A 15,121-nucleotide genomic window follows, 5' to 3' on the forward strand; every position below is an offset into this window, starting at 1 on the left:
GGTCAAAGTGCCCGGATGAACGTGGGAGCTGAAGCAACGGGGTTACCGGAAACAGAGGGGACATACACATCCCCCATGGGCACGCAGAAGTCCGTCGCTGATTCAGTGAACGAGTAAGCCGTGGCGCTGCCTTGAATCTGCACAATGGCAGAGCCCTTTTTCGCAAAGCCCGAATTGAGCGTGCGGGCCTGCAGAGACTGGGCTTCGACGAACCACTCTTTTCCATCCAGGGACATTGCGACGCCCAGCGCGGTAGGAATAAAGAACCGGTCGCCCGAGTAAGTCACCTTCCACGCGGTCGAACTGGCCACGCCAGGGATGCCTACAGGGCACCATGTAGCACCGTGGTCGGTGCTGACCCACAGCCCTGACGCAGCCCCGGGCATAACGACCACGCCTGCGCCGTTGCTGGCAATGTCTCCAGACGATGCTGCGATGGCCTCAGGGATCTGCGATTCGGTCCAGGTAATGCCGTCCGCGGAAGAGCTGACTACAGCAGCGTTTTCGCACACGATGAGAAACTTTTGCCCGGACCAGCAGACCCCTCGGCGATTGAGCGATACCAGGCCGCTACGAGACACCCACGCGGTGGACCCGTTATCGAGTGTTTGGACGCTGGTGCTGCTGGCGCCGTTGACACTGACGATCCGCCCAGGCGTTGAGCCGTAGGCCAAGAGATTGAGAAGCCCGGTGGGTACGCTATTGAAACCGCCAGTTGTGTTCGTCCACGTCGAATTAGGGTTGTCTGCAGTCGTGACAAAGGGCACCGTCGTCGTGGTGTTCACGGCGCAGAATCGCGTGCCTGCCCAAATGAGGGCTGCCACGGACGAACTGGGCATGGACACAGATGCTGACGACCAGGTCGCGCCGTCTGTCGAATACTGAATGCCGGGGTTGTTGGCCGATGTTGGCACCACGAAGTAAGTTGGACTAGCAACCACGCCATAACCGGTCGGCGTATTGGGTAGCGTGCGAATCGTTCCGGTAAGACGCCCAAATGGAAACTTGGTGGACAGGCGCGGATATGCCGCACGGGAAAGTGCGCGGCCGTCACGGCGCACATACATCGGCTCGGTCAGGCCATAGCCCTGCACCACGCCGCCAAGCGGAACACCGCCACCGCTGAATTGAGTGCTGAACATCATTTGAAACCCCTCCAGGCGTTGTTTGTGAATCGCAAGGCGTAGCGCTTCGGCTCGATCAACGTCACATCGTCAAGAGCCGCCTCATCCTCGAACAAGCCCCCGTTGTGAAGCAACACGGTGTCGTTGCGCTTGTTTGTCACGGTGATGACCACGACAGCGCCCTCGATGGGGGCCGGCATGGTGAGCGTCACCTGGCCATTGCGATCCACGGAATACTCCTTGCCAGAGAGCATGGTCGCGGTGGCTGTGGAAACAGGCACCAGCGGCAGCACCACGTCATTGGCGCGCCAGTAAGGCGATGTGTTCGAGGGCTCAGCTGCAGCGACGTTGGGAAGGTCGGCCAAGAGCAACCAGGTGCGCCCAATATGCGCCACGCTCGCAGGTCGGTTCAGGGGACCGACTGGCAGTGCTGCCCAGTCCCCTTTGAAGTTGGAGCCAGCCAACGACGCAAGCGCCGAGGCTTCAGATGCAGCCGCGCTGGCAGCAGAAGCGATTGCACTTTCGTTGGCCGCCGTGGCGTTGGTGAAGGCGTTTTGCACCTGCGCGTCGATACCCGACACAACGCCGGGCATGCTGCTGCCGAAGGTGTAGGCTTCGGCGTTAAATGTCGGGCTACCAAGTGCTGGATACAGCGGCACTGTGGGCTTCGCTGGCGGAGCAACCGGTAAGGTCATACGTTTCCTTTCAAAGTGAGGGACACATCAGCCACCTCCCATGAGGTGCTGCGAATCTTCCCGGTGACTTTTGCGACGGTGGCAAGGTGGCTGTAGCGAGGCAAGTTGCTCACCTCAACGGCAACTGCTTTCCCGAGAATCTGATCGAGCAGCGCCTGTGCGGCCGGGGCCTGCTCGGCGTCGATAACGCAGGTCAACCCGATGTTGGTGGACTTGCGTCCCAGCTTCTCTATGTAGGTGCCGTCATCGTTGTCCTTGACGTAGCTGTAATCCTTGGTCTCGGACTCCATGCCGTACTGCGCACCACTGATGCTTTTCTTCGGAGCCAGCAGGCGCTTCCAGACACCAAAGCTGATGAACCCCACTGCAGCCTCAACACCTGGCGTATTTCGCGACACGGTGATGCTGATCTCAACATTGGGACGCAGTGGCAGGTCTTTGAGGGTGAAGTACGTACCGCGCTGCAGCTCACCAAAAAGGTACTCCCACTCACCAATGGCCTGCTGCCACAGGTCAATGGCGATTGGTGGCACGAGGTCTGTGCCGCCATCCTTGACCGTGATAGCAAGACGATCCGCCTCCAGGCCGTAGATGGCCAACCCAGTCACAAAGCCGGGACGAATCACATAGGTGAGGCTGGTAGCCTTTCGCGCCTTGGTGAACAGATACTTATCGAAGGGCGCCATGCGGTTGGTGGGTGCACCTTCGTCCTTGAGCCACCACCCGGACGAGCGGATGTCGCTGGGCGCGTAGGTGTTCTGCGGGGAGGTGTTGACATCCTTGACGCATTCGTAGATGTAGTCGCCGTCCACGCGGCGGTTGCCCGCCACGTAGTTGGTGCCAGACACCCAGGCCACTTCGCCCGCTGCGGTATCCACAGCAGGGATGGTGGTGCCCGCTTGGAACATCGCGGCGGTGATAGTTTTGGGGAGCAGGATGTTCATGCTGTTACTGCCACTGGCTGGTTGCGCAGCGCGTTGCCGCCACCGGTCACGCTGTCAAATTGGTCTGTCATCTGCGGCAGGCCTGCGGTGTTGCTGGCTGTAGTGCTGGCTGCCGCGCGAAGCTGGGCCACCTCGTCACGCAGAAGGCGGATCTCCTCCAAAAGCTCGCCACCGCCACCACCCAGAGCCTCACCCAGTTGATGCTGGTTCCAGATCCGCGAAGGCCCGGTGGCCTCAACCTCCCAACCGTTTTCGCCCACGATGCGCAAGCCACCGAAGTGATCGCCACCGCCCGCAAACTTGGGGATGTTGGTTGCACCGCCCGCGCGCAGGTTTTCTTCGAGCTGGGCCACGGTGATGCCGTAGGCTGCAGCCACGTCGGACATCGAGGCACCGGTCTGCGTGATGGCATCAGCGATGCCCTGCGCGGACATGCCGCCAGCAATGGCTGCGTCCAGGTTGGTCTTGATAGCGCCGTAGTAGTCAGCCTCACTCGCCCCGCCCTGCACCTGGCTGTTGTAAAGAGCCGAGCGCGTGGCGTCGCCATAGCTGCCGCCCGTGGTTCCCACGAAGGCCGCGCCATAGATGCTGCTCATCATTTCGCGGCTGGCCGTGCCCAGGAACTTACCCTCGGGCGTGTAGATCCGGCCGTCCAGATCCACCACGTTGCCGCTGGATGTATCCCACCGGGGGAGCTTGTAACCCTGGTACTGGGCGTTAGCGTAGGTCAGCGTGTTATTCGACTCCACAATGCCGCCCTCGGTCCACTTGTGGGTGCGCAGCCACTCCGTGAAGTTCTCGCGCTTGATGTCCAAGCCAAACTGACCAGGGCCGTCTTTGTAGAGCTTGTAGCCCAGCACGGGGTCTAGGCCAAACCCTTCGTAGCTCAGCAGTGAGTTTTGGTTGGCACGGAAATACTCAGCCACATCTGCAGGCATCTTTGACAGATCGCTGCGCACCAGAGTACTGCCGTCTGTGGGCTGGCTGGACTTGCCGGTCAGCATGATCTGTTCGAAGTCCTTAGCAAAGGTTGGGTTGTTCTTGAAATTCAAGTACGTCCCGAACATCTCCTTATCGCTGCCGTCCCCAGCCAAGCGCATAACGCGCATCCAATCGGGAACCTTGTAGCTGTCGCTTTGCAGCGCCGCCACGTTACCGTTCGAACTCAGCCCCTGATACCAGGCCTTGAACTTGTCAAAGCTGCTGAGTGCCTCGTCAGCGCCATAGCCTGCGAGCGGCACCGTGCCGCGATCACGGTAGCCAGGGCCGACAACACCGCCGCCAAGGCTACCGGTTGCAGCCGTTGGGCGCGTGCTACCAGCACCACCACCCAGCACGCCGCTCAGCTGCTGGATTGCGGACTCCACACTCAGGACGCCTTGATACGTTCCATTGGCGATGTCGATGGCCTGGCGCCAGTTGTCCAGCACCTGCTCGTTCTGCTCAATCTGCGTTTCGAGCGCGCGGACCGTCTTTTGTGCGTCGGTCAACTGCTTGCCAGCAATCTCCTCCAGCCCGGACAACTTGCCCGCCAGCACAAGACGGTCGCGGTCGGCGGCGAACTGGCTGGTGTATGCACCTGCGCCGATGCCGTCGCGCACAGCACCAATGGCCTCGGCCAGCTTGTCAGCGTCTGGCAGGTAGCCGGATGCCTTCGCGGCGGCCAGCGCCTGGTCGATGAACGCACTTCCCTGCGTGGCGAGCATGCTGCGCGTGCCGTCCACTTCGCCGTACAGCTCGCGCACGTTGGTGTGCAAGATGTCGAACAGGCTTTCGAGCGTGCTCTCGATTTCCTGCGCCGCGCTCAGCTGGCTCTGCAGGGCTTTATTACGGTCTGAAACGGAGCGCTGCACAGCGCTGTAGTAAGCCTCGCGCTGGTTTTCCAGCGTTTGGGTTGTCGTCGTGGCTGCATCGGTGATGGACGCAAAGGCGCCAGACAGGGCCAGCAGCGTGGCGTAGGTCTTGCGCCCGGACTCGCTCATGTCCTTCTCGGCAGCCGACACCAGGGCGCGGAACTGGTCGCGCGCGTTGCTGGCGTTGATGTCGGGCAGCTGCAGGCCAAGGGTGGACAGCTGCTCCGCCAGCGAGCGTTGCAGGTTGGCGCGCTGCTCTTCGCCGGTGAAGAAGTTCGTGTAGTAGGTCTGCAGGTTGCCCAGCAGCTTGTCGAACCCACCGGACACTTCGGCCAGGCCTGCGGCAGCGTCAAAGCTCAGCGCGGCCAGCGTGTCCAGGCCCATGCCCTTCAGGGCGTCTTTGAACTGGTTCACGCCCACGATCTGGGCATTGATGGTTTCCAGCAGCTTGTTGGCGACGTCTTCGGTCAGGCCCTCGGCGTCCACGCCCTTGAGCATCTTCTGCACCGCCTGTGGAATGTCCGAGACGGTCTGCAGCGCCTGAATGGTTGCCTGCTTCAGGTCAAGCGTGAAGTTCTCCAGCGCGGTCTTGAAGTCGGGGCTGTTGGTACTGAATTTCTCGTAAAGCGTGCCCGCGTAGTTGTCGCCCTTTCCGGATTCGCCGAAGGCTGCGCCAGTGGACAGCAGGCCGCCAGCGAACACGCCGCCCCGGCCCTTGCCGGAGGTTTCCAGGCCAGCAGAGAACCCGGTGAGGGTTGCAGCGCTGCCCAGGGCCTTGAGGAACCCATTGATGCCGCTGGCCGTGCCCGCCACTGCCTCGCGGATTGCGGATTCCTGCGCCACGGGGTCGCCTTCCAGGCGGTAGGCAATGCCATCCTTCAGCGCGGTCTGCAGGCCGTTGGTGAAATCGCGGTCGAACTGCTGGCCCTCAATGGTGTAGGTCTGGCCCCGGCGCTGGTTGGTCACGCTGCCGTCAAAAGCCACGCCGAACTGACCGCCCGTGCGGGTTTCGCCTTTGGTGGCTTTGGCAATGGCCATCAGCGCGCCCACGCCCAGGGCTATGGGGCCGAGAGCGCCCGCAATAGTGCCCAGGCCGCTAGCGATGGAGCCTGCGCCAATCATCTGGCCACCAGCCGCTAGGGTGCCCGTCAAACCATTGGCAAACAGGCTCTGGACACCGTAGCTTGCGCCAATACCGAATGCACTTGTGGCCGCAGAAACTGCAGAGCCAATGCCACCGACGGTGCTCAGAGCTGAGCCGCCTGTAGTCGCCGCAGCTGCGGTGCTGGCAACACCGCCACCGAGCACGCCCATAAGGCTGCCCACGAGCTTGATCACCAGAGGCTGGGCGAACATCTTGTAGATCTGGTCTGCCACGGTGGTCTTGAAGGTGGTTGCCAGCGAGCGAGTAAAGCTCTTCCAGCCGTCCTTGCCGCTGTTGAGCATGTCGGCGAAACCCTGGCGGAAGATGTCGTCGTACTTTTCCACGGAGCTTTTCCACTCCTGTAGAAACTGCTTGTTGGCAGCGTTGCTCATGGCAATGGCTGCGGCCGCACGCACGCGTGCGCGCTCTTCGTCGCGCTGGGTTTCGTTGAAGCTGGTGTTGGCATCAATCGCCGCGATCTGCTTTTTCAGATCCAGCTCGATGCGGTACTGCTCCAGCGCCACGGTGCGGGCACGCTCACTCAAGCCCATGAGCGAGATTTCGTACTGCAGGGCGTCGTTGCTCTCGCTGATGCCTTGGGAGTAGGCGGACACGGCAGCGCGGCCAGCACTGCGGGCCTTGTCTTCAGCCACGTAGGCCTGGGCCAGCTCTTCGGCGATCTGCAGGCGCTCTGCGTCCATGGCCTTGGTAGCGGCCAGGGCCTTCTTTTGCTGCTCCAGGACGGCAAGCTGGTCGATGGCGGCCAGCGCCTCACGCTTGTGCGCGTCGGTCAGCTTGAGCTTGCCGGTGGTCAGCTCTTCTTCGAGCTTGATTGCCAGCTTGCGGCTTTCGGTGAGCGCACCGGCGCCCGCCAGCTCGGCCTTGTCGGTCTCGATCTTGGTGCGGATCGTGGCCATCAGGGATTCGTAGGCGGTTTGCTCTGCCTTGATGGATGAGTCCACCTTGCCCGTTTCGGGCTTCTGGACCACAGGTGCGGCAATGCTGGTGTCACCCAGGACGCGCGGATCTGCTGCGGTGCCACGGCCTGCACCGGCCTTACTGGTGAGATAGCGGCTGTTGAGCAGGTCGCGCTGGAACTTGTCCAGCTCTTCGCGGGCGCGCTTCGCATCCTCCGTGACAGCATCGCTGATAGCTCGGAAGCCCTTGAAGTCGAGCTTCATGAAGGCCGCATACTGCGCGGCAATACCCCCGATCTCGCGGCCGATGCCCTTGAGCACGAACACCACATCGGAGTACAGCACCACCGCCGCCTCGACCACGGTGCGCACGCCACTGCCCAACGTGGTGGCAAGGCTCTGCGAACCGTCGCGCGTTTCGATGAAGGCCGTGGCCAGCTTGTTCAGCGTGGGCAGAAGCTCCCCAGCAACCGCCAGGCGCGCGCCTTCGGAGCTGAGCTGGATGCGCTTCAGGTTATCGTTGAAGTCAGCCGCCTGCTTGGCAACTTCGCCACCAAACACTGCGCCCAGCTTCTCGCCTTCGGCGCGCAGCAGTGCGATGCCCGCAGCGCCCTGGTTGAGCAACGGGATCAGGGCCTCGCCCTGCTTACCAAACAGTTCGATGGCCAGGGCGGTTTTTTCTGCGCCGTCGCGGTAGCCTGCGAACTTGGTCGCGATGTCGCCCAGCACGGCATCTTGCGAGCGCAGGGAGCCATCGGCCTCCTGAATGCTGACACCCACGGCCTTGAAGGCTGCGGCCTGCTCCTTGGCACCACCAGCGGCGGCGGCCATGTTCTGGCTGAGCTTGCGAATGCCGGTGCCCAAGGCCTCCAGCGGGGTCCCCACCACTTCGCCCGCATAGCGCAGGGCCGACAGCTCGCGCACTGCAATGCCGGTCTTTTCGGCCATGTCGTCCAGGCTGTCGGCCATGTCGGCGGCGGCCTTGATGCTGGCGCCCGAAAATGCGGCGGACACAACCAGGCCCAGGGCGCCCATGGCACGGGCAGCAATGGCGGAGCCATCGGCCACTGAACCGATGGTGTCTCGCAGGCCGTTCTGGGCCTTTCCTGCCGCCTCGGCCTTGGCGCGGGCTGCGTCCAGCTGGTCCAGGTAGGGCTTGAGTGCGTTGGTGTCGATGCCGCGCATGCGGGCCAGCGACTCCTGGTACTGGCGCGAGGCAGTTCCACCAGCCTCAAACGCAGCGATCTGGCGCTGGATGCTGGCGATGGTGTTTTTGGTGGCGGCCTCGACACGCCGGGCAGCGGCCTCGCCACCGGCGCCGATCTTCAGAATGCCCTCGCCCCCTGCCTTGCCCACCTGGTCGGCGGCCTGGCCCAAGGATGCGAGCGAGCGTTTGGCCTTGCCCACGCCAGCCTCCACCCCGGAGGCGTCGGCGCCAATCTTGATCTCTGTGCTCAGGTCTTCAGACATAGCGCCCCACAAAGCAAAAGGGCCCGCCAATGGCTAGCCCAGAAATAGAAAGGCCACCCGAGGGTGGCTATTTGGTTTTGGAGGCCATGGAGGCCCGGATAACCGGCAGCGCGGCCTGTTCCATGACTTCGAGCTGCTGCAGGAGGTCGGCCCAGTCGTCAGCCGACAGACCCAGGCGGTCCAGCAGCGGGTACACGGCCTCCCACTGCACGCCCGCAACGAACATGGCGCCCTGCATGCCGCGCGCCATGTAGCGCCAGCGGGTGCCGATGCGGCAGAACATCTGCACCGCCAGCTCGTTCTCGGGCCAGATCACGACCTCTTCGGTGTCGTAATCCTCCAGCTCGAAGCCCGCCTCGTGCGCTTCCGCCTCGGTAATAGGCGGCTCATGCAGCGCACGGGCGCAGTCCCTCAGTTTCCCAACTGCCCCTGGTAGATGGCCTTGTCATAGGCGTTGACGATGGCGGTGAGCGCTCCGCCGAAGCGGTCTTCCAGGTCCTGCAGGTTTTCCGCGTTGAATTCGTCTTCCAGGTCCCAGCCCTTGGCGATTTGCAGCACCAGGCTGGCGTCGTTCTCGATGCCCTTGCTGACACGCGGCGCGAGCTTGATGGGCTCAGGCTCTGCAGGTGCGGCATCTACGGCCTGCGCATCGCCAGCCGGGGCGACAAGGGCGGCAGCACGGGCTGCGGCGTCGGCGCGCAGCTTCTCGTGGAATTCGTCCTTAATGGTGGTCCAGGCCTTTTTACCGAAGGCGTGGAAAGTGATGCTCAGCTCCATCACCACGCCATCGAGGCGCTGCACGGGGATGGTGAGAGGGAACTCGGAGGCCTGGCCGCCTTTCAGGCTCTTGAGCTTGACGGGCTGGACGACTTTCGGTGCTTTGTTGGTCATGTGGATTTCTCTCGCAGGATGTAAATGCCCGTGCCCAGCCCTGCCGCTCCTGCGAAAGAGCGAACAAGGCCGGGTCGGTGCGGGGTTGAGGGCCACTGGGGCCCGGGGATTTATCAAGAGGCGTAGCGCGTGCTCTTGGCGTTGCCAGAGATCGCGACACGGCAGACCACGATCTGGCCTTCGGTCTCGATTTCTTCTTCGTTCAGGTTCACCGTGCAGGGCAGCAGGCTGATGGCGCCGTTCTTGGCAACGCTGCGCATGATGGTGTCGCTCTGGACCTCGGTCAGATCCAGCAGCGCCTGGTAGCCGGGCGTGCCGATGGTGTCCGCATCCATGTCGAACTGGCGATCCACTGCGGCAAAGCCGTCGGTGAGCGAGTACTCGACATTGCTTTCGGCGAACTTGTAGGTCACCTTCTTCGCATCACCGCCCGAGCTGCTGTGATTGAGCGTGCTGGTGAGCTGCACCCAGGTGTTGACCTTACGCAGTGACCCCACACCGCCGCCTGTGGGGTAGATCGTGGCGCTGGAGGTATTTGCCTTCTCCAACACCAACGTGTTGGCATCCGGCACAGTTTTCACGCGCCAGGCGCGCTTGTTGAGATTTGCCCACCCGCAGGTCACCTCTACGATGTCTCCAACCGAGCAGCCATGCGCGGTGGCGCTGACAGATGCCTCTGCCGCATTGGTGATGGCGGAAATGGTCTTCGCTGTAGCGAAGGCGGTAGCGATGGAACGAATGGTTCCAGAAGGGGTACGAGCCATATTGGGGCCTTTCAGAAGTGAAAAAACCCACGCGAGGTGGGCCGAAGAAGCGCCCTCGCGGGCAACGAAAAAGCCCGCCGGTTTGCACCTGGCGGGCTTTGCTGGGGTGGCAGTGCACACGTGTGCACTGCGCGGGGTTGGGTTAGCGCGGGCTCCAGACCGAGAAGTCCTGCCGCGCGCCGCGCAGGCCGGTGTCTTCCTCATAGACCGACACGCGCTTGCCGATGAGATGCACCGTGCAGCCTGGTGCGGCCACCAGGGCGTCTTCCACCTGCTTGGCCAGCGTGGTGGCGGCGTCGCGGGTGGTGGCCCAGCAGGCGATCTGCATGCGGGCGTTCTCCTCCTGAGGCAGGTTGCCTTCGGCGTATTGCGCTGCCGTGCCCCCGGCCTGCTGGTACACGATGCGCGGCAGCGTGGAGGACTCGGGCGCCACGTCGGGGTACACGCGGTCGGCGACCAGGCCGCGCAGGGCGGCAAAGATGATCTGTTCTGCGCTCATGTTGGGAGTACCTTCTGCAATTGCGCGGCCATCACCTGCTTGACAGCAGACAACGCCGCCGCCCGGCGAGCGTCATAGCTGGGCCGCAGGAAGGGCTGGGCGGCCGTCCTGCTGGTGCCGAACTCGACAAAAGCGCCGTAGAAGGCCTTCTTCTTGTTCCAGCTCACGCGGTAGACGGCTCGGCCATCGCCCGATTCGTCGTCGGCATAGGCCTGGTAGATGGCGGCGCGCAAGTTGCCAGGCTGGAAGGTGAACTTCTTGCCCTTGGTGCTGTGCACCTGCTTGCCCACCGGCACGCGCTGCAGCATCTCTTCATAGAACACCTGAGCACCCGCCTGGGCGGCAGGGCGCACGCCCTCTTCTGCTGCCTTGGTGATCTTGTCCAGCTTGGCGTTGATCTTGGAAAAGTCGAAGCTGGCGCTGATCATGTGATGACCTCGCACACCAGGTCGGTGTGGTCCTTGCCCACCAGGTCAGGCAACACGGCCAGGATGTTGTAGGCCACATCGCCGCACAGCACCCGCATGCCGGTGGTGATGCCGGTGCGGTAGCGCAGCCGGATGGATGCCTGCACCTTGGCCGTGACCGCCCCGGCCTTGATGGCCTCCAGGCCGCCCGTTTGCCGGATGTCTGCCCAAAAGCGGGCCACTTCCACCCAGCCCGTGAGCGGCTGGCCGATGGCGTCCTGCCCCGTCGCGGGCTGCTGCAGGATGCAGAGCCATTTCAGCTTGCCGGGGTCCATGGCTACACGCTCCAGATCTTGTAGGTGTCCAGCAGGCCGTCAGCAAACTCCTGCGGCAGCACGGGCCGCTCTGCGCTGCGGCTGCGGTTCTCATACAGCTCGGTCAGGGCCAGCTTGATCCACTGCATGATGGTCTTTGGCACCGCTGTGGCCGTGGTGCCGTAGCCTGCCTTGTATTGCACCTGCACCGCACCAGGCCGCTGCCGGGTGGCGGGCCAGCTGGTGCCGTAGGCGGGCATCAGCAGGCCGGGCTCGGCCGTGGGGTCCAGCTCATACGCAGCAGGGTCCAGCGTGGTGAGGGTGCCATCGGGCGCCAGGTACTTCACCCACTCAACCGACAGCACGCGCGGCTTGATCAGCTCGATGTGGCCGCCGCAGCGCGGGAAGGCGTCCATGGTGCGCAGCCAGGTGGTTTCGATCAGCGTGCGCTGCAGCCGGTCTTCTACCGTCTGGCGGGCCACGGTGATCAGGCTGGTGATCAGCAGATCGTTGTGGGTTTCGGCCTGCTCTTCGCGCAGGTGGGCCTTGGCCTCGGGCAGCGTGAGCGGCTCGACGGTGGCGTCGGTGATCTTGATGGTGGGCATGGTGGTTCCGCCTTTGGCTTGCGCCCGCCAGGGTGGCAGGCGCAAGGCGAAGGGAGATCAGGTCTTGGGGGTTTCGGCTGAGCCTGCGCCAGTGGCTGCAGCGGCCTGCTCGGCAGCTGCCTTGGTAGCGGCATCGGCGGCTTCCGCTGCTTCGCGTTCTGCCTTTTCTTGGGCTTCGCGCGCTGCCTCATCTGCAGCTTCCTGGGCTTCGCGGTCGGCCTTTTCTTGGGCCTCGCGCGCCGCCTTCGCTGCCTTGGACTCGGGCGCAACCTTGGGCACCTCGGCTTCGCCGCGCGCCTTCATGAGCAGCAGTGCGTCGGACTCGGGGTACAGGTTGCCTGCGGCGTACACCTTGGTACCGCCCTGGTAGAAGTCCACCAGGGCGCGCACCAGCTTGGGTGGGGTGGTCGCCATGGTGCGATCAACCCACCAGCTGCACTACGCTGGACAAGTCCACCGTGGCGGCGTTGCCCATGCGCGGCTGCGCCAGGATGACCGCAGCCACCGAACCGCCCGAGGCGCCGCCAGTGACCACACCCAGCTTGACGTAGCGCTTGCCGCTGGCCAGCAGGTCATCAGAGCGCACGTTGAGCACGATCTGCTTGTTGTCGTTGTTGCTGGCGTGGGCAGCCAGCTGCGTGGCGCTGTTGCCGGTGAGGGCCACGGCGTTGTTGCCGTCCGAGTCGCAAGCGTAGAGCTTGGCGTCGATGGTTTCAGCTGCCATGTCGCCCAGGGCTACGACGGCCAAGGCCTGGATGTGGGCGCCCATGTCCACCACGGTGGAGAAGCGCTCGACGTTGATGGTGGCGGCGGGCGACAGCACGCCGACCAGCGGGAACAGTTCCCGCAGCTTTGCATTGAGTTGCATGATGGTTTTCCTGTGAATGGAGGATCAAAACGAAAGGCAGGCCGCCGCAGCGGCCTGCACTACCTGCTGGCCCAGGCCGATCAGGAGCGAACGTCCAGCACCACGAACGGCGACAGGGTAGCGGTGCCGTTGTTGGGAGTGATGGGCTTGGTGACCAGAGGCTGGCCTGCCACACGGAAGATGGCGCGGAAGGCTGTGAGGCCCAGGTCGAACCACAGGTGCATGCTGGTAGCCGTCTCGACGCCGCCCGACTTGGTGATGGTGCGGTAGCTCTTCCAGTCCACCAGGGCGATGTCGCCCTGCGCGCCCACAGTGGGGTTGTGCTGGGTGACCATCACCGGGCGGCCCAGCAACGTGCCGTATCCAAAGTCACCGCCCACAGGGTTGTAGATGGCAGAGTTGGTGCCGACCTGGCCGTAGGCCAGCTCATCGAGTTGCGGCAACACGTCGTTGTTGATCATCCAGAAGGCGCGGCGGTAGCTGGCAGGTGCCATGCGGGCGCGCATCTTGGTGATGTTCTGACGCACCACGGTGCCACCACCCTGGCCCGACTCCTTGGCGACGGAAACCATTGCGCCGCCGAGGAAGAAGCCGCGCGGCTTGCCAATACCGTCACCGCCCCACAGCGCTTCGTTGGTGCGCCAGTTCATGGCCACAGGCGTTTGTGCATTGAGGTAGGAGCCGATGGCGCCACTGTCCGCCAGCAGTTCGTCCGTGACAGGCACCAGACAGGTGAGCTTCTGCAAGCGCAGCTGCATGGGGTCCAGCGCGGGCTTGCTCTTTGCCATCTCGGCGGCTTCGTTGGTCCAGAAGGCTTTGATGCCGGAGCTGCCCCAAGGAGTGGTTTCGTCCACCGGGAAGGCCATGCTGTTGCCCGTGACCGGGGTGCTGTCGGTGTAAGGCAGCAGTGCATCCACCTGGTTCTGGCTGGCCTGGAAGATGTTCTGGCTGTACTCCAAAGGCACCAGGAAGCCACCATCAGAACCAGCCGACTCATTGGCGTAGCTGCTGCCTGGCGCTGCAGCGTTAAAGATCAGCCGGTCATCGCGCACCTGGTGGCCGTTGACAGCCGCAACGCTGGCTGCATGCACGGCAGCAGCAAACTCACCCATGGAGCGGAAGCCGCCGCGTGGATCTGCAGCGCGGTTGTCTTCGACCGAGATGCGACCGTCAGGCACTTCGACCGAGGTACCGGTACGGGCCGCATCCAAGTTAGAGCGCACACGGGCGATATCGCCGTCCAGCGTTTTGATCTTGTCGGCGTGCGCGTCGAACTGGGTGCGTTCGTCTGCGGTGAGCATGCCATCCTCTCGCGCCTCGGCGGCAGCGGTGATGGCGGCCATGGCGTCCAGGGTGGACTTGCGCGAGGCCAGCAGCGCGTTGAGCTGCTTGATGCTGCCCGCAGCGGCAAAGGCCATCAGGTGGCCTGTGCCGAATGCGTCAGGCGGCAGGATGGCATGGGCCAGCAGCAAGTCAGGCGGTGCAGCAAAGGCAGCACCCACCGCAAGGGCGGCGATGGCCACGAAGGCCAGGAAGGAGCGGAAGTTTTTCATGGGCGTCTTTCAAAAATGAGAAAGCCCGCGCAAGGCGGGCCGGAACGGGGTGGGTTTGACAGCAGCCAGGCGGCGGCCTGCGCCACCGGCCAACGGGCCGGCAGCGGTGCGGCGCTGTCGTGCCGCGTACTGGGTTGCAGGGGTCAGCCTGCCTGCAGGATCTGCAGGCGGGCCGATGCGGTGGAGGCGCTCAGGCTGCTGGCGCTGCGGCGCGCGCTGGGCTTGCTTTGCTCGGCAAGCACCTGATCGAGCGTGGCGATGCGATTGGCCATGCCGCGCGTTACTGCGTCCTTTGCCATCACCATGCGGCCCTGGCCGAAGTCAGGACCGCGAGCGGTCTCCACGCTGACGCCACGGCCACGGGCCACAGCGCGCACGAAGCTGCTGTAAAAGCCGTCCACCATGGCCTGGGTGTATTCCAGCGCCTCGCCTTCCAATGGGCCGCTGTCGTTGCCCTCGACCTTGTACTTACCGGCGTGCACGTAGGTGCGCTTAATGCCCTCCTGCGCGTACTTTTGCGAGCGGTCTTCGTGCGCCATGAAGGCGCCGATGCTGCCTGCCATGCCGCTGGGTGTGATGACCACCTCGGTGGCCTGCGAGGCCACCCAGTAGCCGCCACTGGCTGCGATGGAGTTGACCACTGCGATCACCGGCTTGGCGCTGCGCGCCTTGTAGATGGCGTCGCCCACCTCCTGCACGCCGAACACCGAGCCGCCAGGGCTGTTCACATCGAGCACGATGCTGGACACCTCGGGGTTGACCTCGGCCGCGCGGATCTGCGCTGCCAGGCCTTCAGTGCTGGTGAGGGTGGTGCTGACCGACTGGGCGGCATAGGCGCGGTGCGTGAGCACACCGTACACCGGCACCACGGCCACGGCGCCGCCGCTGGCCTGGCTGGCCTGATCGCGGCGCTGTGCTGCAGTCTGGGGCGCAGTGCCCACAGCGGCCTGGATCTGGTCCGGCGTGAGGCGGGTGCCTGCGGCCCAGCGCTCCAGGATCATTTCCATCTGGGCGTGGATGGCGGGGTCCAGCGCCCAGGGCGTTGCGTAGAACTCTGCAAGTAGCAGCAGCAT

15 protein-coding genes are annotated in these 15,121 nt (G+C 63.8%); all 15 read right to left on the bottom strand.

From position 1 onward, the window contains the following. Positions 1-2 precede the first annotated feature (2 nt). Positions 3-1,145 carry a hypothetical protein gene (locus tag ACSQ3O_RS18325; RefSeq protein ID WP_436139967.1) on the bottom strand — a complete coding sequence of 381 codons (1,143 nt, stop codon included), beginning with the start codon at positions 1,143-1,145 and terminating at the stop codon, positions 3-5. After that, positions 1,142-1,819 (bottom strand): hypothetical protein, encoded by a 678-nt coding sequence (locus tag ACSQ3O_RS18330; protein ID WP_436139968.1) that lies wholly within the window; start codon positions 1,817-1,819, stop codon positions 1,142-1,144. Before ACSQ3O_RS18330 ends, ACSQ3O_RS18325 begins: the two co-directional genes overlap by 4 nt. Continuing rightward, positions 1,816-2,763, bottom strand: a complete 948-nt coding sequence (locus ACSQ3O_RS18335) for a hypothetical protein (RefSeq protein ID WP_436139969.1) — start codon at positions 2,761-2,763, stop codon at positions 1,816-1,818. The genes ACSQ3O_RS18330 and ACSQ3O_RS18335 overlap by 4 nt, the downstream gene beginning before the upstream one ends. After that, complete coding sequence (locus tag ACSQ3O_RS18340) at positions 2,760-8,147, bottom strand: hypothetical protein (RefSeq protein WP_436139970.1); 5,388 nt, start codon at positions 8,145-8,147, stop codon at positions 2,760-2,762. Before ACSQ3O_RS18340 ends, ACSQ3O_RS18335 begins: the two co-directional genes overlap by 4 nt. Positions 8,148-8,214: 67 nt before the next feature. After that, positions 8,215-8,562, bottom strand: coding sequence for a DUF1799 domain-containing protein (locus ACSQ3O_RS18345; protein WP_436141147.1), 348 nt, complete (start codon positions 8,560-8,562; stop codon positions 8,215-8,217). Then, positions 8,559-9,038: a phage tail assembly chaperone gene (locus ACSQ3O_RS18350; protein WP_436139971.1), complete on the bottom strand. Its 480-nt coding sequence runs from the start codon at positions 9,036-9,038 to the stop codon at positions 8,559-8,561. The genes ACSQ3O_RS18345 and ACSQ3O_RS18350 overlap by 4 nt, the downstream gene beginning before the upstream one ends. A 113-nt stretch (positions 9,039-9,151) precedes the next feature. After that, a complete protein-coding gene (locus ACSQ3O_RS18355; RefSeq protein ID WP_436139972.1) occupies positions 9,152-9,802 on the bottom strand; it encodes a phage tail tube protein in 651 nt (216 codons plus the stop codon). Positions 9,803-9,944: 142 nt separating this feature from the next. Then, entirely contained in the window at positions 9,945-10,301 is a 357-nt protein-coding gene (locus ACSQ3O_RS18360) for a DUF3168 domain-containing protein (RefSeq protein ID WP_436139973.1), read from the bottom strand. Continuing rightward, the gene (locus tag ACSQ3O_RS18365) at positions 10,298-10,729 is read right to left on the bottom strand and encodes an HK97-gp10 family putative phage morphogenesis protein (protein ID WP_436139974.1); all 432 of its coding nucleotides are present in this window, start codon (positions 10,727-10,729) and stop codon (positions 10,298-10,300) included. Before ACSQ3O_RS18365 ends, ACSQ3O_RS18360 begins: the two co-directional genes overlap by 4 nt. Next, positions 10,726-11,043: a phage head closure protein gene (locus tag ACSQ3O_RS18370; protein ID WP_436139975.1), complete on the bottom strand. Its 318-nt coding sequence runs from the start codon at positions 11,041-11,043 to the stop codon at positions 10,726-10,728. The genes ACSQ3O_RS18365 and ACSQ3O_RS18370 overlap by 4 nt, the downstream gene beginning before the upstream one ends. 2 nt (positions 11,044-11,045) lie before the next feature. Next, the gene (locus ACSQ3O_RS18375) at positions 11,046-11,627 is read right to left on the bottom strand and encodes a head-tail connector protein (protein WP_436139976.1); all 582 of its coding nucleotides are present in this window, start codon (positions 11,625-11,627) and stop codon (positions 11,046-11,048) included. 57 nt (positions 11,628-11,684) lie between these two features. Continuing rightward, on the bottom strand, positions 11,685-12,041 hold the full coding sequence (locus ACSQ3O_RS18380) for a hypothetical protein (RefSeq protein WP_436139977.1): 357 nt from the start codon (positions 12,039-12,041) through the stop codon (positions 11,685-11,687). Positions 12,042-12,048: 7 nt separating this feature from the next. Next, entirely contained in the window at positions 12,049-12,495 is a 447-nt protein-coding gene (locus tag ACSQ3O_RS18385; RefSeq protein WP_436139978.1) for a hypothetical protein, read from the bottom strand. An 80-nt stretch (positions 12,496-12,575) separates the two neighbouring features. Beyond that, positions 12,576-14,048 (bottom strand): phage major capsid protein, encoded by a 1,473-nt coding sequence (locus ACSQ3O_RS18390; RefSeq protein WP_436139979.1) that lies wholly within the window; start codon positions 14,046-14,048, stop codon positions 12,576-12,578. Positions 14,049-14,191: 143 nt separating this feature from the next. Further along, positions 14,192-15,121: a S49 family peptidase gene (locus tag ACSQ3O_RS18395; protein WP_436139980.1), complete on the bottom strand. Its 930-nt coding sequence runs from the start codon at positions 15,119-15,121 to the stop codon at positions 14,192-14,194.

Origin of the sequence: Acidovorax sp. LjRoot74 (assembly GCF_964254355.1) — a bacterium.
Lineage (GTDB): Bacteria > Pseudomonadota > Gammaproteobacteria > Burkholderiales > Burkholderiaceae_C > Acidovorax.